Here is a 22,731-nt window from a genome sequence, read left to right on the forward strand (position 1 = left end):
AGGGAAGCGGAGCGGGCGGATGGATCGTCTCAAGCTGAAGGCCGTGCTCGGCAGTCACCCCCATGTGCAGGCGGTGAAGAGCGGCGAGCTGCGCTCCGACCTGTTCGACCTCGACTTCATCGAGTACACGCCGACCAACACCGCGTTCAAGCCGATGGTGCGCGAGCAGGCGTTCGATGTCTGCGAGATGGCGATCGTCACCTATCTGATGGCGAAGGCCCACGGCAAGCCGCTGGTGCTGCTGCCGGCGACCATGCTCGGGCGTTTCCAGCATTCCTATGCGCTGTATAATCCCTCGCATGGGACGCTTGGGCCCTCCGATCTCGAAGGCAAGCGCGTCGGCATCCGCTCCTTCACGACGACGACGGGCGCCTGGATCAGGGGCATCCTCGCCAACGACTACGGCGTCGATCTCGACAACATTCGCTGGGTGACGTTCGAGGATCCGCATGTCGCCGAATATGTCGACACCACCGAGCGCGCGCCGAAGGACAAGAAGATCCTGCAGATGCTGATCGACGGTGAACTGGATGTCGTCCTCGGCGAGACCTCCAACGATCCCAGGCTGAAGCCGCTGTTCCCGGATCCTGCGACGGAATCCGCCACATGGTACGCCCGCCGCGGTGTCGTGCCGGTCAATCATCTCGTGGTCGTGACCGAACAGCTTGCGAAATCGCGGCCTGATGTGGTCGCGGGCGTCTATGATCTCCTCAAGCGGAGCAAGGAGCACGTGGGGCCTGCCGCAATGCCGGACCTTGTCCCGTTCGGGATCGAAGCCAACAGGAAGCCGCTCGAGCTGATCGTCGATTATGCATTCCAGCAGGCGCTGATCCCGCGCCGCTATGCGGTCGAGGAGCTGTTCGACGAGACGACGCGAGGATTGAACTGATGTCGGATCCGAGACGATGGCAGATCGGGCTGGTCGGCTATGGCGAGGTCGGCCGGATATTGGCCGAGGATTTGCGCCAGCAGGACATCAAGGTTGCCGCCTATGACATCAAGCTCGGGGGCGAGCAGGATACTGCGCTGAAACAGCATGCAGCGAAATTCGGCGTTGGCCTTGTGGCGTCTCACGCCGAGTTGACCGCGAGATCCGATTTCATCATCTCTGCGGTCACGGCAAGCCAGGCCGTTCCGGTCGCAAAGGCCTGCGCCGCCGCGATCAATCAGGGCACCTGGTTCCTCGATTTCAACTCGGCCTCGCCCGGCGCCAAGCAGCGCGCCGCGGCGCTGATCGACGGTGCTGCCGGGCGCTATGTCGAGGGTGCGGTGATGACTTCGGTGCCGCCGTATCGCATCAAGGTGCCGCTGCTGCTCGGCGGCCCCGGTGCCAGGGAGCTGGAGCCGCTGCTGAACGCCATCGGCTTTGCGGCGAAGGTCGCGAGCGACAAGCTCGGCGTGTCCTCCGCGGTGAAGATGTGCCGCAGCATCATGATCAAGGGCCTCGAGGCCATGGTCATCGAAAGCTTCACCACCGCGCGCGCCTATGGCGTGGAGGATGCCGTGCTGGCCTCGCTCGCAGAAACGTTTCCCGCCATCAACTGGGAGAAGCAGGGCGCCTATTTCTTCCAGCGCGTGATCGAGCATGGCCGCCGGCGTGCCGAGGAGGTGCGCGAAGTTGCCGAGACGGTACGCGAAGCGGGACTGACGCCGTGGTCGGCGCAGGGCACGGCCGAGCGGCAGGCCTGGGTCGCCGATCTCGCCGATGAAGGGCTGTTCGGCACCAGGGGCACCGGGGAGTTTGCCCGCAGCGCCGACTGGCGCATCGAGGCCGACCGGATCCTCGCGAAGATCAATCGCGCGAAGTAGGGCGACGCCGGCTCAGGACTATGCCGCGCCAACGCCCATGAGCTCGTCGCGGGTGCGTTCGATCAATGCCATCAGGCTTTCGGCCTTGCGGACCAGCCGATCGCTCGCGGCTTCGGTCCGGAATTCTGCGCGGATCGCCCGAATGCACTTGTCGGCCGTGTCGAGCGCCATAAGCGCACGCGTCAGGTCATCCTGAGTCTGGACATCAGCGAGATCGAGGTCCGACAGGACGTGTCCGATGCCGTCGAGCCGCTTCACGGCGACCTCGCTGGGTGTTCTCGCTCGAACGGAATGGCTGCTGAATGCGCTGAACATGTCCATGCTTCCCCGTTGAATGCAGACTTCAGTGCAGGCCCTACTATGACCGGCACCGCGGGACTTGCAATGCGCGCACCTATCGGGAATCGGAGAGAATCTACTATCCGGGATTCTACCGTATTCGGAAGTTGGGAAATCTTGGCGGTAAAATCGAACGGAAAGCGGCCGGTCGTCAGCCGGATTTCCCTACTATCCTGCCGTTCGCGGCGACGAGCCTGCCGTCCTTGTAGACGGAGCGCCCTTGCGGCACCGCGACGACGGCCTCGGGAACGTGTTCTGCATTCAGCGCCACGAAATCGGCCTTCGCGCCGATTCGCAGGCCATAGCCTTCGAGCCGGAGCGCCTTTGCGCCCGATGCGGTGACGACGTTGAATGCGGCGCGCAGTTCCTCGTCGACGTTGAAGCCGGAACGGTAGCCGAGCGTCGTGGCCCGGCGCAGCATGTCGCCGTCGCCATAAGGCCACCAGGAATCGCGGATGTTGTCGTTGCCGCTGAAGACGGTCACGCCGGCATTGCGCAAGGCGAGGATCGGCGGAAACGGCCGCGCGCCCGGCGCGTTGGTCATGATCGCGACGCCGGAGCGGGCGAGGATGTCGGCGACCTTCTTGAGGTAATCCGCGGGGATGTCGCCGAGCCCGTAGGCGTGGCTGACTGCAACGCGCCCCTCCATGCCGAGCGCGCGCGTGCGTGCCGCAATCTGCTCGATCTCGAAGGCGCCCAATGTGCCCATGTCGTGCAGATGGATGTCAATGTCGACGCCGTGCTTATTGGCGACGCCGAACACGACGTCGAGATGCTTTTCAACGTCGCGATCGAAGCTCGCGGGATCGAGCCCGCCGACGAGGTTGGCGCCAAGCCCGATGGCCTCGTCGAGCAGTTGCGCCGTGCCCGGGCTCGACAGGATGCCGCTCTGGGGAAAGGCGACGAGCTGGATGTCGATCAGGCCGTTGTATTCCTCGCGCACGCGCAGGATCGTCTCGAGCGATTTCAAGCCGACCGAGCCGTCGACCATGACGTGGCTGCGCATCTGCGTGGTGCCGTGTCCGATGCAGAGATCGAGCTGGTTGCGCGCCCGCACGTCCATCGGCGCGGCCTCGGCCATGTTTTGCGCCTGGAAGGCGACGCGTTCGTGCACGTTGAATCCGTCGGTGCACGGCTTGTGCGGCCGCCAGGCGTCGCCATAGAAACTGGTGTCGAGATGAATGTGGCCTTCGACGAAGCCGGGAACGACGAGGGCATCTTTGAGGTCGATCGTCTCGGCACCGGCGGGTGGCTGGTCAACGGACGTGATTGCGGCGATGCGTCCGTCCTTGACCGCGATGTGATGGCGGGTGCCGCCGTCGAAGCGTGCGTTGAGGAAGAGTGTGTCGAAGGCCATCCGGTTCCTCCGTTGGATGATCTGCGGAGTGTTGCGCGGGCCGCGGGGCGGGCGCAAGGCACGGCAAGGCGAGGGCTGCTCAGCGTCCCGGGCTGAACAGAGTGGGCCGCTGCCGCGCAAAAGTCTGCCGGCCAGCCTTGAAGCCCATCATGACATCAGGAAGCTCGGCGATGGCGAAGCGGCTGTCTTGCGTGTCGAGCACGATGAGATCGGCGGGATTGCCGACCTTGATGCCGTAATCGCCGAGGTTCATCAGCCGTGCCGGCAGTTCGGTCACGAGATCGAGGCAGATGTCGAAGTCGCTGACCGAGGCGTGGGCGACGTTGGCGTAGAAATTCGCCATCCGCAGCAGCGAGGCGTCGCCGAACGGCGTGAACGGATTGAGCACGTTGTTTGTCGCGACCGAGCACAACACCCCGTCTCCGGCGAGCTTGTGGGCGAGCGTCAGTCCGCGCGGCGCGTTGTGGGTGGCCTCGCGCCCCATCAAATAGAGATCGGTCGCGGGCAGCACGGTGACGGCAACGCCGGCTTTCGCCAGTTGCGCGGTGGCAGCTTTCAGCGGCTCCGGCGGCAACGCGGAGAGTTTCGTGGCATGACCAACCGCCACGCGTCCCCCGTAGTTGCGCCGCTCGGTTTGCCGGCACACCTCGTCGAGGTGCCACCAGGATGGGTCGAGGTCGAAATCGAGATGGAGATCGACGTCGACGTCGAATTCCTGCGCGAGATTGAAGATGCGCTCGAGGTGAGCATTCGGGTCGGTGTCCATATAGGGACAGCCGCCGATGGTCTCGCCGCCGTCGCGCAGCGCCTGGATCAGCAGGTCCTCAGCTCCGGGGTCGTTGGTCAGGCCCTCCTGCGGAAAGACGCAGAGCGACAGGTCGATCGCCCAGACATAGTCGCGCTTGAGCGCCTTGACAGCTTCGAAGCCACGCAAGCCGATACGCGGGTCGATCTCGACATGCGTGCGCATGCGCGTCGTGCCGTGCACGATCGCGCGCTCGAGCACGCGGGCACCGCGCGCATAGACGTCCTCGACCGTAAAGTCCTTTTTCATCCCGGCAACGGCACGGATCGCCTCCGAGACGCTGCCGTGATTGTGCCCGCAGCGGCCGAGCAGGCAGGCCTTGTCGAGGTGGATGTGGGTGTCGACGAAGCCGGGCAAAGCGAGGTGTCCGCCGACATCGACCTCGACGGCCTCGCAGGTCAGCCCTGGCTCGATCGCGGCGATGCGGCCGCCCTTCACGCCGATATCGACGGGTGCGGCGGATGATCGCAACAGCGCGTTCCGGAAGATCAGGTCGAAGGCGGTCTGACTGGTCATGGCACTTGCGGGCGGAATTTAGGCAATCGGCCGAGATTGGCGGCTCCAGATTGTCGGCAGTCTAGCGAAGGAAATGTTCAAAATATATGCACGGAGTTCGCGGGAGTGGCGTTAGTATTCCGCAAACCCGGGAGAATTAGCATGTCCGTTGCCGCACGAGCCGAAACCGCTCCGTTGTCCGATGCCGCGATTGTGGAAGCCTATCTTACGGCATCGATGATCCCTGATCCCGATGCTGCGGCAGCCTATATGGCGCCGGGTACGGTGATTACCTTCACCGGCGGACGCGAGTTCGATCATCCGCGCGGCCCGACAGGCTTCAACGCCAAGCGCTACCGCTGGGTCAAGAAGAAGATGGACCGATTCGACGTCTGCCCCGGCGATGGCGAAACCATCGTTTATAGCGTCGGCACGCTTTACGGCGAGTGGAAGGACGGTACACCGTTCGAGGGCAACCGTTACATCGATCGCTTCGTGGTGCGGAACGGCAAGATCACCAAAATGGACGTCTGGAACGACAGCGCGGAGCGCATCCTGGTCCAACGGAGCATCGACGCGTAAGGGCTATCTCGGTGCCCGGGCCGAGCCGCTCCGCCAGAGACAACTGCCGCGCGTCATATCGAAAGTCGCGATAGCTGGTAGACGCGGCCTCGTCTGGCGGCTGGCGCATGTCTGGGCTATCACCGCCGCGATCGCGTCTCGACACGAGTCGACGACCCCCTTGAGGAGCAGCCGATGCGCTTACCCACCGTTATCCTGGCCCTGACATGTCTTGCGGGCGCAGCTTCAGCCGAAGACCTGTCGGGCACGCTCCAGAAGGTCAAGGAGACGAAGAAGATCACGCTCGGCTATCAGGAGGCGTCCGTTCCCTTCAGCTATCTGGACGGAAACCAGAAGCCGGTCGGCTTTGCCATGGACATCTGCCTGAAGATCGTCGACGCCGTGAAGAAGCAGCTTGGCATGCCCGACATCGCCGTCGAGACTCTCGCGGTGACGTCGTCGAACCGCATCCCGCTGATGGTCAACGGCACGCTCGACCTGCATTGCTCGGCGACCACCAACAACGCCGACCGCCAGAAGCAGGTCGCCTTCACCAACACGCACTTCCTCAGCGCGACGCGGTTTGCTGCGAAGAAGGCCGCCAAGATCAACACCATCGACGATCTCAAGGGCAAGGCGGTCACGGCAGTGGCCGGGTCGGTCAACCTGACCCAGCTCGCCAAGGTCAACACCGAGCGCACTCTCGGCATCAACATCATGCCGGCCAAGGACCAGGCCGAGGCCTTCCTGCTGCTGGAGACCGACCGCGCCCAGGCCTACGCGCTCGATGACGTCCAGCTCGCGGTCGCGATTGCGCGCTCCAAGGAGCCGGCGCTGTTCATGATCAGCGAAGAGACGTTCTCGAAGCCGGAGCCCTACGGGATCATGCTGCGGCGGGAGGACGCGCCGTTCAAGGCACTCGCCGATCGCGCCACGGCAGAGCTCTACGCAAGCCCGGAGATCGAGGTGCTTTACAGGAAGTGGCTGGAATCGCCGACGCCGCCGAACGGCCTCAACTACAACGTCCCGATGTCGCCGGCCCTGCGCAATGCCTACAAGAAGCCGAGCTCGAGCGCCGATCCGGATGTCTATGTGGTGAACTGAGGCGAGGGTGGTTTTCACCTCTCCCCGCTGGGGAGAGGTGGGCACTGCGAGCTCAGCTTGATCTAAGTTAGCGCGTCCGCGGCGTATCCAGTAACTGGCCGGCCAGCGCCGCGCCGATTGCTGCAATCGCAGCCATCGCCAGCGCCCAGGTCGCGAACAGCCGATGACCGATCAGCGCGCCGCTCAAGAGCGGGGCGCTGATATTTGCGCCCGACATCAGGGACTGATTGAGGCCCATGATCATGCCCTGACGGTTGACCGCGGTCGAGCGCGACAATTCCGCGGTCAGCGTGCTGCGGGCGAACATGGTGCCCACGATGATCAGCGTCAGATAGATCGCGAGCAGGCTGACATTGTTGCCGGCCGCCAACCCCGCGAATCCAAGGCCCATGCAGGCGAACGCTGCCATCACGATGGCGCGGTCGGAAGCGATCAGGTTCGCGCGCGCGATCAACAGTCCCTGGACCATCATGTTGATGAAGCCCGCATAGGCGAACATCCAGCCGAGCTCGCGTGCCCCGAAGGGATGCCCGTCCCAAGAGAACCGCGCCGAGAGGAACAGGCCGATCTGCGACAGGAACATCGAATTGACGAAGAAGAAGACGATGAGCAGGCCGAGCAGTCGCCAGGCGTAGCGCATGCCGAGCAGGCTGCGCGTCAGCGTCGGCTCAGGCACGCGATGCTGGTAGAGCGGCTCGGAGGCCGGATGATCGGGCGGGAGCAGGGCGATGGTCGCGAAAATGCTGATCAGCGAGAGCGCCGCCGCAGCCCAGACTGGCGCGGTCTGGCCATAGTGCACGAGGAAGCTCGACAGCGCGGGGCCGAGCAGCAGCCCGGTTCCGATCGCGCCGCTGGTCATGCCGAGCGCCTGCTTGCGCGTTGCCGGCGCGCTGTGCTCGGCGGCGTAGGCGTGAGCGACCGAGATGTTGCCTGATGTCAGGCCGTCGACGATGCGCGCCAGGAACACCATTGTCAGGTTGCCCGCCAATGCCAGCAGCACAAATCCAATGAACGTCCCGATTTGGCTGACCAGCAGGACCTTTCTGCGACCGTAGCGGTCCGAGAGCATGCCGACCACGGGGCCGGCAACGAGCTGGCAAACGGCATAGACCGAGATCAGCGCGCCGAGCTGGAAGGGCGTGGCGCCAAGTCGCTGCGAATAGAATGGCAACAGCGGCAGGATGATTCCCATTCCCGTGGCATCCACGGCTACGACGACGAAGGTCGGGATGAGCGCCAGCGCGCTCTCGCCCGCTATCTCCTCTCGCATCTCAGTCGCGGAACCCGGTCCCATCCTGCGTCGTCCCCGTTCGCATTTGCGTGATCGATCGCGCTACGTCGGGTTATATAGTTGCAGGCTAATAGTTCGCGTCCTATCTAATTTGCATGGCACCCTCGCAAGGCTTTATCCATGCCGAAATCGGCCGGCTCATCACGCGCCTCGGCAGGATGTGGCGGCGCGAGTCCGATCAGGCCTTGTCCGATCACGGCCTGTCCTATGCGACCGCGATTCCGCTGCTGCTGCTGTCGCGCCAGGGTGAGAACGTGCGTCAGGGCGTGCTTGCCGACGAGCTCGGCATCGAGGGGCCATCGCTGGTGCGTCTGATCGACCTGCTCCAGGCCGAAGGCCTGGTGGAGCGCCGCGAGGACCCGACCGACCGGCGTGCCAAAACGCTACATCTGACGAAGGCGGGCGAGGCGAAGGTCGAGGAGACCAATCGCGTGCTGCGTAGGGTGCGGGCAAGCCTGCTCAAGGATATCGGCGCGGATGAACTTGCGATAACCTTCGAGACGCTCCAGCGCATCGAGCAGCGGGCCGGTCGCCTGCATGAAGCCAAGATGTTTGCCAGGACGTTTGCAGAGTCGAAATAGTCATGCGCGCAGACGAGCCGTTCCTGGTCCGCCACGCGGACCACGTTTTCGCTTTGAAGACGTTCGCCGCGTCGATGCTGGCGCTCGTCATCGCGCTCGCCATGGACCTGCCGCGGCCCTATTGGGCGATGGCGACAGTCTACATCACCTCGCAGCCGCTGGCGGGCGCGACCAGCTCGAAGGCGTTCTTCCGGGTGATGGGCACGCTGGCTGGCGCGGCCATGACGGTCGCGCTGGTGCCGAACCTGATCGATGCGCCGGAACTCCTCTGCCTCGCCATCGCGCTCTGGGTCGGGCTCTGTCTTTATCTCTCGCTGCTCGACGGCACGCCGCGCAGCTACGTCTTCATGCTGGCCGGATACACGGTCGCGCTGATCGGCTTTCCCTCGGTGTCGGAGCCCGGCGCGATCTTTGACACTGCGGTGGCAAGGCTTGAGGAAATCTCGCTGGGTATCATCTGTGCCAGCCTGGTCTCGACCATCGTATTTCCCCGCAGCGTCGCGCCTGCTGTGGCTCACCGGGTCGACGCCTGGCTGGCGGACGCGCGCCGTCTCAGCCAGGTCGTGCTGTTGCGCGAGGGCACCAGCGAAACGCATCGCGCCAAGCGCCTCAAGCTGGCGACCGACATCGTCGAGATCGACACGCTCTCCACCCATCTCGCCTATGACCGGCTGACCGATCGCAATGCGGTGACCGGCCTCGGTGAAATCCGGCTGCGCATGCTGACGCTGTTGCCGGTGATCGCCTCACTGGAGGACCGGCTGGCGGCGCTCGGCGAGGAGGCCTTGCGGCGGCAACCCGGGCTGAAACGGCTCCTGGAGGATCTCGCGCAATGGATCGCGAGCGATGTCGGCGCGCGCCAGCCGGCCGAGCGAATCCGGGCCGCGATCTCGGAGCAGCAGGCGGTGCTCGATGACGGCGCCGACTGGGAACGGATCATCACCACCAGCCTGTTGTTGCGGTTGCGCGAGCTGGTCGACCTCTCGCGCGATTGCCGTGCGCTGACCGAGGCGATTGCAGAGAACCGCGATGTTGCAACGATCGACCTGGCCTTTCATTCCGAGGCCGGTGCCGCGCCCGTCCGCCACCGCGACCGCGGCCTTGCATTGTGGTCGGCGGCCGGCGCGGTCGTGGCCATCCTGATCTGCTGCGCGTTCTGGATCGGGACCGGCTGGCCGGACGGCGCGTCGGCGCCGATGATGGCGGCGGTCGCATGTTCGTTCTTCGCCGCGCAAGACGAGCCCGCGCGCTTCATTCGCAGTTTTGGTCGGTGGTCGCTGGTCGCCATCGTCGTCGTTGCGGTCTATCTGTTCGCGGTGGTCCCTGCGATCTCCCATATCGAGGTCCTGGTGGTCGCACTCGCGCCGACCTTTCTGCTCTACGGCTTCTTGATCGGCCGTCCGGCTACGGCGGGAACCGGGACGGCGCTCGCGGCCAACACTGCAACCCTGCTTGCAATCCAGTCGACCTACAGCGCGGACTTTGCGTCCTACGCCAATTCCGCCGTTGCCTTCTTCGTCGGCATCGTCGTCGCCGAGATCGTGACGCGGATCGCGCGCGGCGTCGGCGCGGAATGGATCGCCAATCGCCTGGTGCTGTCGAACTGGAAGTCGATCGCGGTCGCCGCCGAACGGCGCGGCAAGCGCGACCGCGCGGAGTTTGCGGGTCTCATGCTGCACCGGCTCGGGCTTCTGGTGCAGCGTATCGCGTTTCTGTCGGAGAGCGATCGCCGCGATACCGACAGCCTCGTCCAGCTTCGTATCGGGATCAACATCATCGACCTGCGCCGCGCGCGTTACGGGCTTGCGGCATCCACCATTGCCGTCATCGACGACATGCTCGATCGGCTCGCCGTCGCCTGTCGCGGCTACGCCGGCGACGGAATGCCGGCCGAGCTGCTGACCAGCGTCGACCGGGCGCTGGCCCAGGCGGTGAAGGATCCCAATGACAGCGCGCGCGAAGACGCCCTGATAGGTCTCGTCGGCATCAGGCGTGGCTTGTTTCCGGACGCGCCGGCTTATCGGCCGCGCGCAGAAAGTGTTGCGGCATGAGATATGTGATCGACATCTACGGCGTGCTCGTGCCGTCGCTGCTGCTGTGGATCATTGTCGCTTACGTCCTCAGCGCGATTCTGCGCCGGCTCATGCAGCGCTTCGACCTCTACCGGCTGGTCTGGCACCGTGCGCTGTTCGATTTTTCGATCTTCGTCTGCCTTCTCGGCGGCGTCGTCTACCTCTCGGAGTATCTTTCATGAAGGGCAATTTTGCCTGGCTCGGCCGCCTCGCGCTGACCGTCATCGTTGTCGTCGCCGCGCTCGCAGTGGGCCGCGAGCTCTGGGTCTACTACATGGAGCAGCCCTGGACCCGCGACGGCCGCGTCCGCGCCGACGTGGTCCAGGTCGCGCCCGACGTGTCCGGATTCGTGACCGAGGTGCTGGTCAAGGACAACCAGAAGGTCCGCCGCGGCGACGTGCTGTTCCGGATCGACCGCGAACGTTTCGCGCTGGCGCTGCGCCAGGCCGAGGCGTCGGTTGCGGGTCATCAGGCGACGCTCGATCAGGCCAATGCCGATCTGAAGCGTTACAACGCGCTGACGACCGACGCGGTGTCGCAGCAGAAGCAGGAGCAAGTTCTCGCCACCCAGCTCCAGGCCAAGGCGGCCTTCGATCAAGCCGTGGCCGATCGTGCGTTGGCGCAGCTCAACCTCGACCGCAGCGAGGTCCATGCCTCCGTGAACGGTGTGATCACCAACATGGACCTGCGCCCCGGCGCCTACGTCACGGCCGGGAAGGGCGTGATGGCGCTGGTCGATACCGACACGCTGCATGTGGAAGGCTATTTCGAGGAGACAAAGCTCGCGCGCATCCGCACCGGTGACAAGGTGCGGGTCCGCCTGATGGGCGAGAAGGTCACGCTGTCAGGCCGCGTCGAGAGCATCGCCGCCGGCATCGAGGACCGCGACCGCGCCGAGGGAGCCAGCATGCTCGCCAATGTTAACCCGACCTTCAGTTGGGTGCGGCTGGCACAGCGTGTTCCGGTGCGCATCGCGCTCGATCCGGTGCCGGAGAACATGTCGCTGGTCGCCGGTCGCTCCGCGACGGTGGAGGTATTGGACTAGCGCATCGAGCAGATGGATCGCGCCTGGCTTGGGGAAAAGCCGGCAATAAGCGTTTCAATGCCAAATCGTAGGGCTAATCCTGATTCGCGTGTGTGAGTCGGGGGAGCGTATGGGCGTTTGGTTTTTAGTCCTAGCAGCCTGCGTCGTCGGCGCGTTGCTCCTTTTGGCATTCTGCCGATAGGGCCGACTGCGGATGCTCTTGTTGCCGCGAAACATCAGCGAGCCGCTGAATAGCGGTTCCAGACCGATGGTTTTTGACTGTGCATGGATGAGCGCGTTCACTTCCAGCGTTGGAGGCGGACGTGAGTTGGTTGCTTGTGCTTATCATCGCTGCGAGCGCAATGGTGTTGATCGCTCATGCGATTGACGCGATGCGTTCCTGATACTCTTTGAGACCCGGTTTCATCGGTAGTCAAGTAAGCCAAGAGAATGTTCCGCGGCCAGCGAGTGTCAATTTGAGGAACTTGGCCCCGCGAGCCAAGGTTGTCACAGCAGGAGGAATACGATCATGCTTATGTTTTACCTGCCGATCATAATCTTCAACGCAATGCTCGAAGCAATTACGAAGCAGAAGAATGTGCCGGTATCCATCGATGAGCCGCCAAGCTTCGATTAGACTCCGATCTCAATGCGTTGGCTTCGATGCTTGCTGAGGCCAACGTCCCCTCAGGCATTTGAATACTTCTTCAGCTCGAACCGTGCGATCTGGTTCCTGTGTACCTCGTCCGGGCCGTCAGCAAGGCGCAGCAAACGTGCGGTGGCATAGGCCTGAGTCAGGCCGAAATCGTTCGAGGTGCCGCCGCCGCCATGGGCCTGGATCGCCCAGTCGATGACCTGGCAGGCCATGTTGGGCACGGCGACCTTGATCATCGCGATCTCGCTTTTCGCCACCTTGTTGCCGACCGTGTCCATGGCGTAGGCGGCGTTGAGCGTCAGCAGCCGGGCCTGTTCGATCATGATGCGGGATTCCGCGATGCGCTCCTGCGTCACTGTCTGCTCGGAGACCGGCTTGCCGAAGGCGACGCGGCTGCGCACGCGGCGGCACATCTTTTCCAGCGTGCGTTCAGACAAGCCAATCAGGCGCATGCAGTGGTGGATGCGGCCGGGGCCGAGGCGCCCCTGCGCGATCTCGAAGCCGCGGCCTTCGCCGAGCAGCATGTTCTCCTTCGGGACCCGCACATTGGTGAAGACGACCTCGGAGGCGCGGTCGGGCACGCCGTAGAAGCCGAACACGGGGAGAGGACGCTTCACCTCGATGCCTGATGTATCCATCGGCACCAGGATCATGGATTGCTGCTTGTGGCGGTCCGGATTGTCAGGATCGGTCTTGCCCATGAAGATGCAGATCTTGCAGCGCGGGTCGGTCGCGTTGGTGGTGTACCATTTGCGCCCGTTGATGACGTAATGGTCGCCGTCGCGCACGATCGAGCTCTCGATGTTGGTCGCGTCGGACGAGGCGACCGCAGGCTCGGTCATCGCGAAGCAGGAGCGGATCTCACCCGCGAGCAGCGGCTTCAGCCAGCGCTCCTTGTCCTCTTTCGTGCCGTAGCGCTCCAGCACCTCCATGTTGCCGGTGTCGGGCGCCGAGCAGTTGAACACTTCGGGCGCAAGATGCGAACGGCCCATCACTTCGCAGAGCGGGGCATATTCGAGATTGGTGAGGCCCGCGCCGTGGCTCGATTCCGGCAGGAACAGGTTCCAGAGGCCTTCCGCGCGCGCGAGCGGCTTCAGTTCTTCGACGACGGGATAGACCTTCCAGGGCCCGAGCTCCTCGGCCTCGCGGTAGAACCGTTCCTCATTGGGATAGATGTGCCGGTCCATGAAGCTTTCGAGCTTGCGCTTGAGCTCGACGACTTTGGGCGACATCGGGTAAAGCATCTTACGTCTCCTTGATCGATGGACGGCGCGGACTTCAGCGTGATCGCGTGCCGCTTCAAGCGACGCGGTATTCCCTGAACTTCTCGCGCAACGCCGATTTGAGCACCTTTCCGGTGCCGGTCATCGGGAATTCGTCCAGGAACTCGACGGCGTCAGGCATCCACCAGCTCGCGATCTTCGGGCGCATGTGGTCGAGCAGCGCCTTGCCGTCGACGGTCGCGCCCTTCTTGCGAACCACGAGGAGCAGGGGGCGCTCCTGCCACTTCTCATGCGCAATCGCGACCACGGCAGCTTGCAGCACGTCGGGATGAGACAAGGCGACGTCCTCGAGCTGGATCGAGGAGATCCACTCGCCGCCGGACTTGATCACGTCCTTGGAGCGGTCGGTCAGCGTGACGTGGCCCTGCGGGTCGATCACGGCCATGTCGCCGGTGATCAGCCAGCCGTCGCGGTCGAGGCCTTCGTCGAGCTTCATATAGCCCGAGGCGACCCAGGGACCACGGGCGCGCAGGTGGCCGACGGTCTTGCCGTCGCGCGGCAGCTCAACGCCGCCGTCGTCGACGATGCGCAAGGTGGTGCCGAAACAGGCCCGGCCCGAGACCTGTCGGCGGTCGAACTTCTCCTTGTCGCTGAGGTGCTCCGAGCCGGGACGCAGGCCCGGCATCGAGCAGCCCAGAGCCTCGGTCATGCCCCAGGCCTGGATGTAGTCGATGTTGTAGTCGCGCTTCAGCTTCTCGACCATGGCGCGCGGCGGGGCCGAGCCCGACGACAGCGTTGCACGCAGGGTGGAGAATCTGTTGCCGGTGCGGCCGAGCCAGTCGAGCAGGATCAGCCAGAAGCTCGGCACTCCCGCCGACAGCGTCACCTTCTCGCCTTCGAGCAATTCATACAGCTTGTCCGGCTCATAGTTGCGGCCGGGCAGCACCAGCTTCGAGCCGGTGTAGGGCGCGGTGAACGGCATATTCCAGCCATTGCCGTGGAACAGCGGCGCCATCGGCATCATCACCTCGCGTACCCCTTCGATGTGTCCCGGAAGGAAGTCGAAATTGCAGCAGGTCATGGTCTGCAGGATCGCGGCGCGGTGCGAATAGATCACGCCCTTGGGATTTCCCGTCGTCCCCGAGGTGTAGCAGATGGTGGAGGCGGATTTTTCGTCGAACTCCGGCCAGGTGAAGCCGGCGTCGTTCTCTCGTCCGAGAAGCTCCTCGTAGCAATGGACGTTTACAAGCTTCGTCTCCGGCATCCGCTCGCGCGAGGACATCACGACGTAAGCCTCGATCGTCTTCAATTGCGGCGCGATCGCCTCGACGATCGGCAGCGTGGCGCGGTCGACGAACAGCAGGCGGTCTTCGGCGTGGTTGATGATGTAGACGAGCTGCTCGGGAAACAGGCGCGGATTGACGGTGTGCAGCACATAGCCCATGCCCGGCGCGGCGTAGAACATCTCGAAATGGCGGTGGGTATTCCAGGCCAGCGTGCCGACGCGGTCGCCTTGCTTCATGCCGAGACGCTTCAAGGCCAGCGCCATGCGCTTGATGCGTGGGTGAGCGTCCGCATAGGTGTAGCGATGGATGTCGCCCTCGATCTCGCGCGCGACGATCTCCGCCTCGCCGTGATAGTCGGCGGCGTACTGGATCAGGCCGCTGATCAGGAGCGGCATGTCCATCATCAATCCCTGCATCATTTCCTCCGGATCGCCATGTCGTTGCATGGCGCTTGTGATTTGCGCGCGAGGTTACCGGAACGTCACGCGCCGTTCACGCAAAAAACGGCAGACGTGATTGCATGCGTCACTTTTTCAGGGCTAACGTGAGGAGAGCTGCCGGCGAAGCAGCGTCTGTCGTGGAGGAAATGGATGTCAGCGGAAAGACACAAGACCGGCGCAGCCGGCGCACCTACGGTCGATCTTTCCGCACTTCGCGCGCGCTATCGCGACGAGCGCGATCGCCGTCTGCGCGCCGAGGGCAAGGCGCAATATGTCGAGGTATCAGGCGATTTCGGCCGCTATCTCGACGATCCCTGGGCCGATCCCGGATTTGCGCGCGAGGCCGTCAGCGAAGCGACCGAAGTGCTCATCGTCGGCGGCGGCTTCGGCGGCCTGCTCTGCGGCGCGCGCCTGCGCGAGGCCGGCATCGCGGATTTTCGTATCGTGGAAAAGGCCGCCGACTTCGGCGGCACCTGGTACTGGAATCGCTACCCCGGTGCGGCCTGCGATACCGAGAGCTACATCTATCTGCCGCTGCTGGAGGAGACCGGCTACATGCCGGTGCGCAAATATGCGCGGGCGCCGGAGATTTACGAACACTCCCGCCGCATCGGCCGCCACTTCGGCCTGTACGAGCGCGCGCTGTTTCAGACCGTCATCTCGCGCATGGAATGGCGGGAGCGGGAGGCGCGCTGGCTGGTCGAGACCGATCGCGGCGATCGCATCCGCGCGCGGTTCGTCATTCTGGCCGGCGGCCCGCTGAGCCGGCCGAAGCTGCCGGGCATTCCCGGCATCGAGAGTTTTGGGGGACACAGCTTTCACACCAGCCGCTGGGACTACGCCTACACCGGCGGTACGGCTGAAGGCGGTCTCGCCGGCCTTGCCGACAAGCGCGTCGGCATCATCGGCACCGGCGCCACCGCCGTGCAATGCGTGCCGCATCTCGGCCGCTCGGCGAAGGAGCTCTATGTCTTCCAGCGCACGCCGTCGGCGATCGGCGTGCGCGACGACCGGCCGACGGATCAGAGCTGGGCGCAGAGCCTCGGGCCCGGCTGGCAGCGCGAGCGCATGGACAATTTCACCGCGGTGATCTCGGGCGAGCCGTTCGAGCAGGATCTGGTCCAGGATGGCTGGACCGGCCTGCTTGGCGAGATCCTGCTCGCGCCGCGCCGCCAGCCACAGCCGGTGACCTCGCTGGAGGAGGCGTTGAAGGTCATCGAGCAGGCCGACTACCGCAAGATGGAGGAGATCCGCGCGCGCGTCGATGCCGTGGTGAAGGACGAGGCGGCCGCGGCCGCGCTCAAGCCCTGGTACAAGGCGTTCTGCAAGCGGCCGTGCTTCCACGACGAATATCTCGACACCTTCAATCGCCCCAACGTGCATCTCGTCGATACCAAAGGGCAGGGCGTCGAGCGCATCACGGAGAATGCCGTGATCGTCGATGGCAAGGCCTATGAGCTCGACTGCCTGATCTATGCCAGCGGCTTCGAGGTCGGCACCGATTACGCCCGCCGCATGGGCTTCGAGGTCTATGGCCGCGACGGCATGAGCCTGTCCGAGCGCTGGCGCGACGGCGTCAGGACGATGCACGGCTTCTACAGCCGCGGCTTCCCGAACTGCTTCCTGATCGTCACGGTGCAGGCCGGCCAGAGCGCCAACTTCCCGCACATCATCGACGAGCAGTCGCAGCACATCGCCTATGTGATCGATCAGGCGCGCAAGCGCGGCGCCAGAACGCTGGAGCCGACGCTCGCTGCCGAGAGCGCTTGGGTCGAGGAGGTCGTGAAAGCCGCGCTCGGCCGTCAGACTTACTTGGCCGAATGCACGCCCGGCTATTACAACAACGAGGGCGTGTTCGATCCGATCGCGGCAAGAAACAGCCAATATTGGCGCGGGCCGGTGGCGTTCCTGCGGCTGCTCGACAAGTGGCGCAAGGAGGGCAATCTGGATGGACTGGAATTGACCTACGGGACGGCCGCGGAGGCGGGCGGCGCCCCGGTTCCGGTGTGAGCGGCATGATCCCGGCCCCGTCAGGCGCCACGCGTCTCCACGTCATCGTCGGTGATCCCATCGCGCAGGTGCGCTCGCCCGCGGGCGTGTCAGCCGCCTTCGCCGCACGGGGGCACGACGGCATTCTCGTGCCCGTTCAGGTCGCCCCGGGGGATTTGCCCGACTTCCTCTCGGTGGCGGCGCGGTTGAAAAATCTCGACGGCATCGTCGTGACCATCCCGCACAAATTTGCCTGCTACCAGGCCTGCACGAGTGCGACCGATCGGGCGCACTTCCTGCGCACCGTGAACCTGATGCGCCGGCGCGCCGACGGCTCATGGCATGGCGATATGGTGGATGGCCTCGGCTTCGTCGGCGCGGCGCGGGCAAAGGGGATCGATCCCAGCGGCATGCGCGCCCTTCTGGTCGGCGGCGCCGGCTCGGCGATCGCGCTCGCGCTGGTCGAGGCCGCCGTCGGCGAGCTCGCCATTCACGACAGCATGGCCGAGCGCCGCGACGCGCTGATCGGCAGGCTCAATGGGCTCGGCAAAGCGCCGGTGCGGACCGGCACCATGGACCCCGCCGGCTTCGACTTCGTCGCCAATGCGACGCCCGCCGGGATGAAGGACGGCGACCCGCTGCCGGTCGACGTCGCGCGCCTTGCGCCAGCCGCCTATTGCGGCTGCGTCATCACCAGGCCCGAAGTCTCCCCCTTCATCGCCGCGGCCCGCAAGATCGGCTGTGTCACGGGGACCGGTACCGACATGTATCAGCAGCACCAGAGCATCATGGTGGATTTCCTGCTGGGAGCGGAGGCTGGGTGACTTGCGGACGTCGCGACTTGCCGGTGTCAAGAGCTTTGCTTGGATCGATTGGTCCTGTCGGGACTTGAGCGATCGCAACCGACGTAGGATCATGCGCGTGCGCGAGCCGGTCGCGCCCTAAGGAGAGGAACGAGCAATGATCAAGGGCAGGATTGTGGCGACGGCGGTGATCGGCGCGGCCGCGCTGCTTCTCTCTTTGCCTGCGGCCAACGCCGCGCAATGCGGCAGCTCGCCGGCCGGGTTCGAAGGCTGGAAGCGTGAGTTCGGTGCAGAGGCGCAGGGCAAGGGCATCGGCCCGACCGCGATCTCGGCCCTGATGCAGACGAACTACGCCAGCGCGACCATCGCAGCCGACCGCGGCCAGCGCAGCTTCTCGCTGTCGCTCGACCAGTTCCTGGCCAAGCGCGGCGCCACAACGATCGTCGCCAAGGGGCGGCAGCTCAAGCAGTCGCAGGCGGCCCTGTTCGCCTCGATCCAGCAGCGCTACGGCGTTCCGCCCGGGCCGCTGATCGCGATCTGGGGCATGGAGACCGGCTTCGGCAGCCAGCGCGGCAACCAGAACATGCTGTCGTCGATCGCGACCCTTGCCTATGACTGCCGTCGCCCCGAGTTCTTCACCGACCAGCTCTATGCCGCGCTGAAGCTGATCGACCGCGGCACCCTGTCGGGCGCGACCCGCGGCTCCATGCATGGCGAGGTCGGCCAGACCCAGTTCATGCCCAAGAACATCCTGGCCTATGGCACCGGCAATCTCGAGGTTGCCGCCAATGCGTTGAACTCGACCGCGAATTTCCTGAAGGCCCATGGCTGGCGTGCGGGAGCCGGTTACCAGCCGGGCGAGCCGAATTTCGCCGCGATCGAGGCCTGGAATGCGGCCGGCGTCTATCAGAAGGCAATTGCGTTGATGGGACGACAGATCGACGAGGGCGGAACGGCCGCCTCGCGCTGACGAGAGCCCCGTTTCAAACGGGGCTCTCGATGCTTGTTTTGATGCGTTTTCTTGACGCGAACCGGCATCCACTTCGCTCGAAAACGCTCTTGCTCAGCAAGGCGTGATGCGCCGGCGCGAGAAAGTTGTTGCTATCAGGAACTGACGGCATGAGGTTTGCTTTGATCAGATTCAGGGCTGGGCATGAGGAGACTCAACATGGCAACCCAGATCGTGATGGACCAGACTGGCGACACACGCCACGAGTTTGATCCTGGCAATGCCGAAGCGCTGGCGCGGGCCGAACAGCGCTTTCGGGAGCTGACCGGAGCCGGCTTCACCGCCGCCTTCCGTACCGGGCCCGGCGAAGTGACCCGTATCAAATCGTTCGACCCGACCGCGCAGGAAACGCTGTTCTATCCCCGCTTGGTCGGCGGTTGATCTGAGCTGCCCATGTTCGCGGCACTCCGGTTCCGCGCGCCAGCGCGTGCTCGTTTGCATGCGCTGCGCGAACTCTACCGTCGCTTCTTCGGCGAGAACACGCCGGATGCGCGCGGCCGTCGGCTTCTGGCCGATTGGCTGTCACCGGCGCAGCGCGCCCAGTTCGAGCAGCACCGGTATTTCGACGTGATCGGCTGCGATACCGGCAAGAGGTATCGCATCCACTACGGCACGGCCGCCAACGTCCACGAAATCGACGACGCCGGCATGGCAACGATGGGATGGTGCTTCGTCCCGACAGGCTTCCTCGTGCCCGGCGACGTGATGCTCGCGCAGAAGATCGCGCTCGAGACGGATGAAAAGTCAGCGCTGGCGCTCGCCAACAGGTTTCCGCCGGCAACGCATTCGGAGCATTTTTACCGGCGGCCGTTCTAGCGCAGGGCGCTCAGGAGTGCGTGGTGCGATAGGCATCCAGCGCATGCGCCGCGAAGACGCCGATGCTGCAAAGGGCGAGGAGGGCGGAGATCAGCTCGATCATAGCTCATCCTCCCGCGGCGGCTGGGCGACGAGATTTTGGCAGCAGGAATAGTCCAGGATCAGATTGAGAAGGAATTGCATGGTGGCCGTCCCTGTATGATTTTGACAACCAGATAACCGGCCATCTGTTTCAGGCGTGTTTCGTCGCACCGGAAAAGGGGTTTCGCGGGGAACCCTGGGCTGGTTTGTGCGCGGCAGGCCCGCTACATCGCGCTTTTAGTTCAATTCCTTCGGGCCGCGCGTCTTCGCGGGCGGTCCTGCTTTGCGAGGCAAAATCATGGCGCAGGTCGAGTGGTTCGACGATCTCAGCATCGGGATGCGGTTCAAATCGCCGGAGGTCGAGGTCACCGAAGCCGACATCAAGCGCTTCGCGGCCGAGTTCGATCCGCAGCCGATGCACCTCGACCACGAGGCCGCCAAGGGGACCCTGTTCAATGGGCTCGCTGCATCAGGATGGCACACCGCCGCGATTGCCATGAACCTCGCGATCCAGACCCGGCCCTTCGGTCCGCATCCGCTGATCGGCGCGGGCGTCGACGGGCTGCGCTGGACCATTCCGGTGCGGCCCAATGACCGCCTGCATCTGGTCGGCCAAGTGATGAGCCTGACGCCGTCGAAGTCGAAGCCGCAGGGCATCGCGCTGGTGAAATGGACGATGTTCAACCAGAACGGCGAGGAGGTTTACACCTTCACCCCGATCGCGATCGTGCCGCGGCGAGCCTAGGACGCAAGCCGCCTGCCGCTGGCCTTGCCCGCGGCCTGAAGCCCTTGCGGGTCGTCGGCAGAGGTGGTCATCTCGGCCTCGGGAACACGCTGGAGGCCGACATGAGACGATTCCTTCTCGCCGCCGGAATGCTCGCAGGCGCCTTGAGCGCAGCCGCCTTGAGCTCGAGGCCCGCGCTGGCGCAACAATCCAAGGTCGGCGACTGGACCATCGAGAAGCGTACGCAGGATACGCATTGCAATGCGAGCCGCGGCTACAAGGACAAGGAGGACGAGAACCGCGACTACGTCATCGTCATCACCTATTCCGACAAGGCCATCGTGATCGTGATGATCTACGACGGCTGGGAGTGGGACAAGGTCGGCGAGATCCTCCGGGCCGACGTCGCCACCGATGACGCCGATATCATGAAGAAGGCGAAGTGGGAGGTGATGGACAAGACCACCGTGCGCGGCATCTTCGAGTTCGACCAGGCGATCATGGATCGCCTCTCCAAGGCCAGGCGTCTCACGCTCGATTTCGAGGACGATGACGAGGACAGCATCGAGATGCAGATCCCGCGCGCCGGCGAGGCGCTCGCCGCGCTGAAATTCTGCGAGGAGAACCGGAAGTAAGTCGCAGAGGCCGGTCCGCAAGGCGGGCGGGCGACAGCAGGCGATAACCGCGAGCGGGCGCGTGACTCTTCGCACACTGTCCGGTCGCTGTTCGCATTAATCCTAGTCTTTGGCGGAAACGTCCAAGCCGCATCCTGCGGTTGACGTTACGCAAGGATGATGTTCGATATTCCAGCATTGCGCTGTCGCATTTTTTCTCCGTCCAAGGCGGCGATCGGCCGGCCTGCCTCCCTCAGTTCCCGACGCGCTCGTCCCCCTCGCCACCGGGGCAACACGCAGACCCCATCGTCCATCCGATGACGATCCTCCAGGCAAACCGGTTCTCGTCGCTCGTCGGCGAGATCTACGATGCAGCGGCCAATCCCGCGCTGCGGAGCGCCGCCTTGGAGCAGGTTTCGAATTTCGTCGGTGGATGTGCCGCGACCATCCTGTCCAGGGATGCAGCCAGGCTCTCGATCGAGATCCACGAGCATTTTGGCACGGACACGCGGTTCCGCCAGCTCTATCGCGACAGATATGTCGAACTTGATCCCTTGCTCGACCGCCATCTCGACTTCGCCGCGGGCCAGACGGTCGGCGTGGCCGACATCATGCCCCAGTCCGACTTCGAGGCAAGCAGCTTCTACCGAGAGTGGGTGGAGCCGCAGGGAGCGATAGACCTCGCAACCGTGACGCTCGAGAAAACGGTCGCGCGCACCACGATCTTGCAGGTGCTGCGTCACCGGTCCCGCGGGACCGTCGACGACGCGATGCGCGAGCGTATGCGCCTGCTCGCGCCTCACATCCAGCGGTCGCGGGTCATGGGTCGCCAGATCAGGGCGCGCTCGCATACCGTGGACGATCTTGCCGATGTCCTGGACGGACTGAGCACGGCGATCTGCCTGCTCGACGCAGAAGGGAGAGTCGTCCATGCCAACGCGTCGTGCCGTCAGCTCTTCGTCGACGCCAATCTCCTCGCAATGGTCGGCGACAGAATAGTTGGCCGCAACACCCAAGCTGACAAAATATTCCGCGGCCTGTTCGAATTTTCCGCGGATGCAGGAACTCATTCAAACGGTCGCCGTCAGATCGAGCTCGTGACATCGTCCGACGGACATCATTATCTGCTCCATGCCGTTCCGCTGAGGCGGGAGCGCCATCTGCCGCGTGACGGAGCTGCCATCGTGCTCTTCGTTCAAAGGGCCACGATGGTGTCATCGCTCGTGCCCGATGCGATCGCAGTGGCGTTCAGGCTGACGCCGTCCGAATTGCGCGTGCTGATGGCGATCGTCGAGATCGGCGGGGTTCCCGACATTGCGGCCAAGCTCGGTATCGCCGAGACGACGGTGAAGACGCATCTCAGCCGGCTGTTCGAAAAGACGGGCGCTGGCAGGCAGGCCGACCTCGTCAAGATCGCCGCCGGATTTGCGGCACCGTTTGGGCGGCAGACCGGCGCCGGCGATGCGGTGTGATCCAATTCACATCGCGGATCATGAGTTCGCGCAATCTCAATCCATTGTGATGAGCAAGGTGCGTGTGTCCTCCGAACGTATGACGCGTATCATTTGATACTTTCGTATATGGCCGCCACTTGAAATGAGAAGGGCAGCGTACGCCACGGAACAATGCGCACCGGCACCGAACGCGGGTGCG

The 22,731-nt window shown here is 64.3% G+C and carries 22 protein-coding genes; 16 read left to right on the forward strand and 6 right to left on the reverse strand.

Going from position 1 to position 22,731, the window contains the following annotated elements; translation table 11 throughout:
* Positions 1 to 19 precede the first annotated feature (19 nt).
* Together AAFG50_RS18105 and AAFG50_RS18110 are read left to right on the forward strand one after the other, a co-directional pair.
* The gene (locus AAFG50_RS18105) at positions 20 to 889 is read left to right on the forward strand and encodes an ABC transporter substrate-binding protein (RefSeq protein ID WP_028170901.1); all 870 of its coding nucleotides are present in this window, start codon (positions 20 to 22) and stop codon (positions 887 to 889) included.
* Complete coding sequence (locus AAFG50_RS18110; RefSeq protein ID WP_028170902.1) at positions 886 to 1,809, forward strand: DUF1932 domain-containing protein; 924 nt, start codon at positions 886 to 888, stop codon at positions 1,807 to 1,809. The genes AAFG50_RS18105 and AAFG50_RS18110 overlap by 4 nt, the downstream gene beginning before the upstream one ends.
* 18 nt (positions 1,810 to 1,827) lie before the next feature.
* Here AAFG50_RS18110 and AAFG50_RS18115 read toward each other — a convergent pair whose 3' ends face one another.
* The 3 genes from AAFG50_RS18115 to AAFG50_RS18125 all read right to left on the reverse strand — a co-directional run bounded on the left by AAFG50_RS18115 (position 1,828) and on the right by AAFG50_RS18125 (position 4,826).
* A complete protein-coding gene (locus tag AAFG50_RS18115) occupies positions 1,828 to 2,124 on the reverse strand; it encodes a hypothetical protein (protein ID WP_028170903.1) in 297 nt (98 codons plus the stop codon).
* A gap of 175 nt (positions 2,125 to 2,299) precedes the next feature.
* Positions 2,300 to 3,505, reverse strand: coding sequence for an amidohydrolase family protein (locus AAFG50_RS18120; RefSeq protein ID WP_028170904.1), 1,206 nt, complete (start codon positions 3,503 to 3,505; stop codon positions 2,300 to 2,302).
* A gap of 79 nt (positions 3,506 to 3,584) precedes the next feature.
* Positions 3,585 to 4,826 (reverse strand): amidohydrolase family protein, encoded by a 1,242-nt coding sequence (locus AAFG50_RS18125; RefSeq protein ID WP_028170905.1) that lies wholly within the window; start codon positions 4,824 to 4,826, stop codon positions 3,585 to 3,587.
* Positions 4,827 to 4,967: 141 nt separating this feature from the next.
* Between AAFG50_RS18125 and AAFG50_RS18130 the strand changes: the two genes are divergently transcribed.
* Positions 4,968 to 5,387 carry a nuclear transport factor 2 family protein gene (locus AAFG50_RS18130; protein WP_028170906.1) on the forward strand — a complete coding sequence of 140 codons (420 nt, stop codon included), beginning with the start codon at positions 4,968 to 4,970 and terminating at the stop codon, positions 5,385 to 5,387.
* A 174-nt stretch (positions 5,388 to 5,561) separates the two neighbouring features.
* Entirely contained in the window at positions 5,562 to 6,470 is a 909-nt protein-coding gene (locus tag AAFG50_RS18135) for an amino acid ABC transporter substrate-binding protein (RefSeq protein ID WP_028170907.1), read from the forward strand.
* Between the two features lie 67 nt (positions 6,471 to 6,537).
* On the opposite strand, the gene AAFG50_RS18140 is transcribed toward AAFG50_RS18135, so the two are convergent.
* A complete protein-coding gene (locus AAFG50_RS18140; RefSeq protein WP_231166695.1) occupies positions 6,538 to 7,740 on the reverse strand; it encodes an MFS transporter in 1,203 nt (400 codons plus the stop codon).
* Between the two features lie 116 nt (positions 7,741 to 7,856).
* Here AAFG50_RS18140 and AAFG50_RS18145 point away from each other — a divergent pair, with 116 nt between their 5' ends.
* From AAFG50_RS18145 to AAFG50_RS18160, 4 genes are read left to right on the forward strand one after another with little or no spacing between them, the layout of a single operon-like run.
* Positions 7,857 to 8,342: a MarR family transcriptional regulator gene (locus AAFG50_RS18145; RefSeq protein ID WP_028170909.1), complete on the forward strand. Its 486-nt coding sequence runs from the start codon at positions 7,857 to 7,859 to the stop codon at positions 8,340 to 8,342.
* 2 nt (positions 8,343 to 8,344) lie between these two features.
* The gene (locus AAFG50_RS18150; protein WP_028170910.1) at positions 8,345 to 10,393 is read left to right on the forward strand and encodes an FUSC family protein; all 2,049 of its coding nucleotides are present in this window, start codon (positions 8,345 to 8,347) and stop codon (positions 10,391 to 10,393) included.
* Positions 10,390 to 10,596, forward strand: coding sequence for a DUF1656 domain-containing protein (locus tag AAFG50_RS18155; protein WP_028170911.1), 207 nt, complete (start codon positions 10,390 to 10,392; stop codon positions 10,594 to 10,596). Before AAFG50_RS18150 ends, AAFG50_RS18155 begins: the two co-directional genes overlap by 4 nt.
* Positions 10,593 to 11,459, forward strand: coding sequence for an HlyD family secretion protein (locus AAFG50_RS18160; protein WP_011086635.1), 867 nt, complete (start codon positions 10,593 to 10,595; stop codon positions 11,457 to 11,459). Before AAFG50_RS18155 ends, AAFG50_RS18160 begins: the two co-directional genes overlap by 4 nt.
* A 666-nt stretch (positions 11,460 to 12,125) precedes the next feature.
* Here AAFG50_RS18160 and AAFG50_RS18165 read toward each other — a convergent pair.
* Complete coding sequence (locus AAFG50_RS18165) at positions 12,126 to 13,337, reverse strand: acyl-CoA dehydrogenase family protein (RefSeq protein ID WP_028170912.1); 1,212 nt, start codon at positions 13,335 to 13,337, stop codon at positions 12,126 to 12,128.
* A 55-nt stretch (positions 13,338 to 13,392) separates the two neighbouring features.
* Positions 13,393 to 15,018, reverse strand: coding sequence for a long-chain fatty acid--CoA ligase (locus AAFG50_RS18170; protein ID WP_028170913.1), 1,626 nt, complete (start codon positions 15,016 to 15,018; stop codon positions 13,393 to 13,395).
* Positions 15,019 to 15,192: 174 nt separating this feature from the next.
* Here AAFG50_RS18170 and AAFG50_RS18175 point away from each other — a divergent pair, with 174 nt between their 5' ends.
* The 8 genes from AAFG50_RS18175 to AAFG50_RS18210 all read left to right on the forward strand — a co-directional run bounded on the left by AAFG50_RS18175 (position 15,193) and on the right by AAFG50_RS18210 (position 22,550).
* Positions 15,193 to 17,052, forward strand: coding sequence for an NAD(P)/FAD-dependent oxidoreductase (locus AAFG50_RS18175; RefSeq protein WP_028170914.1), 1,860 nt, complete (start codon positions 15,193 to 15,195; stop codon positions 17,050 to 17,052).
* Between the two features lie 5 nt (positions 17,053 to 17,057).
* The gene (locus AAFG50_RS18180; RefSeq protein ID WP_028170915.1) at positions 17,058 to 17,855 is read left to right on the forward strand and encodes a shikimate dehydrogenase; all 798 of its coding nucleotides are present in this window, start codon (positions 17,058 to 17,060) and stop codon (positions 17,853 to 17,855) included.
* Between the two features lie 136 nt (positions 17,856 to 17,991).
* On the forward strand, positions 17,992 to 18,804 hold the full coding sequence (locus AAFG50_RS18185; RefSeq protein ID WP_028170916.1) for a lytic murein transglycosylase: 813 nt from the start codon (positions 17,992 to 17,994) through the stop codon (positions 18,802 to 18,804).
* 198 nt (positions 18,805 to 19,002) lie between these two features.
* The gene (locus tag AAFG50_RS18190; protein ID WP_008137329.1) at positions 19,003 to 19,224 is read left to right on the forward strand and encodes a hypothetical protein; all 222 of its coding nucleotides are present in this window, start codon (positions 19,003 to 19,005) and stop codon (positions 19,222 to 19,224) included.
* A gap of 12 nt (positions 19,225 to 19,236) precedes the next feature.
* Positions 19,237 to 19,659, forward strand: a complete 423-nt coding sequence (locus AAFG50_RS18195) for a hypothetical protein (protein WP_011086641.1) — start codon at positions 19,237 to 19,239, stop codon at positions 19,657 to 19,659.
* Between the two features lie 379 nt (positions 19,660 to 20,038).
* On the forward strand, positions 20,039 to 20,485 hold the full coding sequence (locus AAFG50_RS18200) for a MaoC family dehydratase (RefSeq protein ID WP_028170917.1): 447 nt from the start codon (positions 20,039 to 20,041) through the stop codon (positions 20,483 to 20,485).
* A 101-nt stretch (positions 20,486 to 20,586) separates the two neighbouring features.
* Positions 20,587 to 21,099 carry a hypothetical protein gene (locus AAFG50_RS18205; RefSeq protein WP_011086643.1) on the forward strand — a complete coding sequence of 171 codons (513 nt, stop codon included), beginning with the start codon at positions 20,587 to 20,589 and terminating at the stop codon, positions 21,097 to 21,099.
* Positions 21,100 to 21,395: 296 nt separating this feature from the next.
* Positions 21,396 to 22,550, forward strand: coding sequence for a LuxR C-terminal-related transcriptional regulator (locus AAFG50_RS18210; protein WP_028170918.1), 1,155 nt, complete (start codon positions 21,396 to 21,398; stop codon positions 22,548 to 22,550).
* Positions 22,551 to 22,731: the final 181 nt, after the last annotated feature.

The sequence above is a fragment of the Bradyrhizobium sp. B039 genome (assembly GCF_038965675.1).
Taxonomy (GTDB): Bacteria; Pseudomonadota; Alphaproteobacteria; order Rhizobiales; family Xanthobacteraceae; genus Bradyrhizobium; species Bradyrhizobium diazoefficiens.

Coding starts and splice junctions, on each gene's coding strand:
- AAFG50_RS18105 (WP_028170901.1), top strand. CDS start 20: ATGGATCGTCTCAAGCTGAAGGCCGTGCTCGGCAGTCACCCCCATGTG.
- AAFG50_RS18115 (WP_028170903.1), bottom strand. CDS start 2,124: ATGTTCAGCGCATTCAGCAGCCATTCCGTTCGAGCGAGAACACCCAGC.
- AAFG50_RS18120 (WP_028170904.1), bottom strand. CDS start 3,505: ATGGCCTTCGACACACTCTTCCTCAACGCACGCTTCGACGGCGGCACC.
- AAFG50_RS18125 (WP_028170905.1), bottom strand. CDS start 4,826: ATGACCAGTCAGACCGCCTTCGACCTGATCTTCCGGAACGCGCTGTTG.
- AAFG50_RS18130 (WP_028170906.1), top strand. CDS start 4,968: ATGTCCGTTGCCGCACGAGCCGAAACCGCTCCGTTGTCCGATGCCGCG.
- AAFG50_RS18135 (WP_028170907.1), top strand. CDS start 5,562: ATGCGCTTACCCACCGTTATCCTGGCCCTGACATGTCTTGCGGGCGCA.
- AAFG50_RS18140 (WP_231166695.1), bottom strand. CDS start 7,740: ATGCGAGAGGAGATAGCGGGCGAGAGCGCGCTGGCGCTCATCCCGACC.
- AAFG50_RS18145 (WP_028170909.1), top strand. CDS start 7,857: ATGGCACCCTCGCAAGGCTTTATCCATGCCGAAATCGGCCGGCTCATC.
- AAFG50_RS18150 (WP_028170910.1), top strand. CDS start 8,345: ATGCGCGCAGACGAGCCGTTCCTGGTCCGCCACGCGGACCACGTTTTC.
- AAFG50_RS18155 (WP_028170911.1), top strand. CDS start 10,390: ATGAGATATGTGATCGACATCTACGGCGTGCTCGTGCCGTCGCTGCTG.
- AAFG50_RS18160 (WP_011086635.1), top strand. CDS start 10,593: ATGAAGGGCAATTTTGCCTGGCTCGGCCGCCTCGCGCTGACCGTCATC.
- AAFG50_RS18165 (WP_028170912.1), bottom strand. CDS start 13,337: ATGCTTTACCCGATGTCGCCCAAAGTCGTCGAGCTCAAGCGCAAGCTC.
- AAFG50_RS18170 (WP_028170913.1), bottom strand. CDS start 15,018: ATGCAGGGATTGATGATGGACATGCCGCTCCTGATCAGCGGCCTGATC.
- AAFG50_RS18175 (WP_028170914.1), top strand. CDS start 15,193: ATGTCAGCGGAAAGACACAAGACCGGCGCAGCCGGCGCACCTACGGTC.
- AAFG50_RS18180 (WP_028170915.1), top strand. CDS start 17,058: ATGATCCCGGCCCCGTCAGGCGCCACGCGTCTCCACGTCATCGTCGGT.
- AAFG50_RS18185 (WP_028170916.1), top strand. CDS start 17,992: ATGATCAAGGGCAGGATTGTGGCGACGGCGGTGATCGGCGCGGCCGCG.
- AAFG50_RS18190 (WP_008137329.1), top strand. CDS start 19,003: ATGGCAACCCAGATCGTGATGGACCAGACTGGCGACACACGCCACGAG.
- AAFG50_RS18195 (WP_011086641.1), top strand. CDS start 19,237: ATGTTCGCGGCACTCCGGTTCCGCGCGCCAGCGCGTGCTCGTTTGCAT.
- AAFG50_RS18200 (WP_028170917.1), top strand. CDS start 20,039: ATGGCGCAGGTCGAGTGGTTCGACGATCTCAGCATCGGGATGCGGTTC.
- AAFG50_RS18205 (WP_011086643.1), top strand. CDS start 20,587: ATGAGACGATTCCTTCTCGCCGCCGGAATGCTCGCAGGCGCCTTGAGC.
- AAFG50_RS18210 (WP_028170918.1), top strand. CDS start 21,396: ATGACGATCCTCCAGGCAAACCGGTTCTCGTCGCTCGTCGGCGAGATC.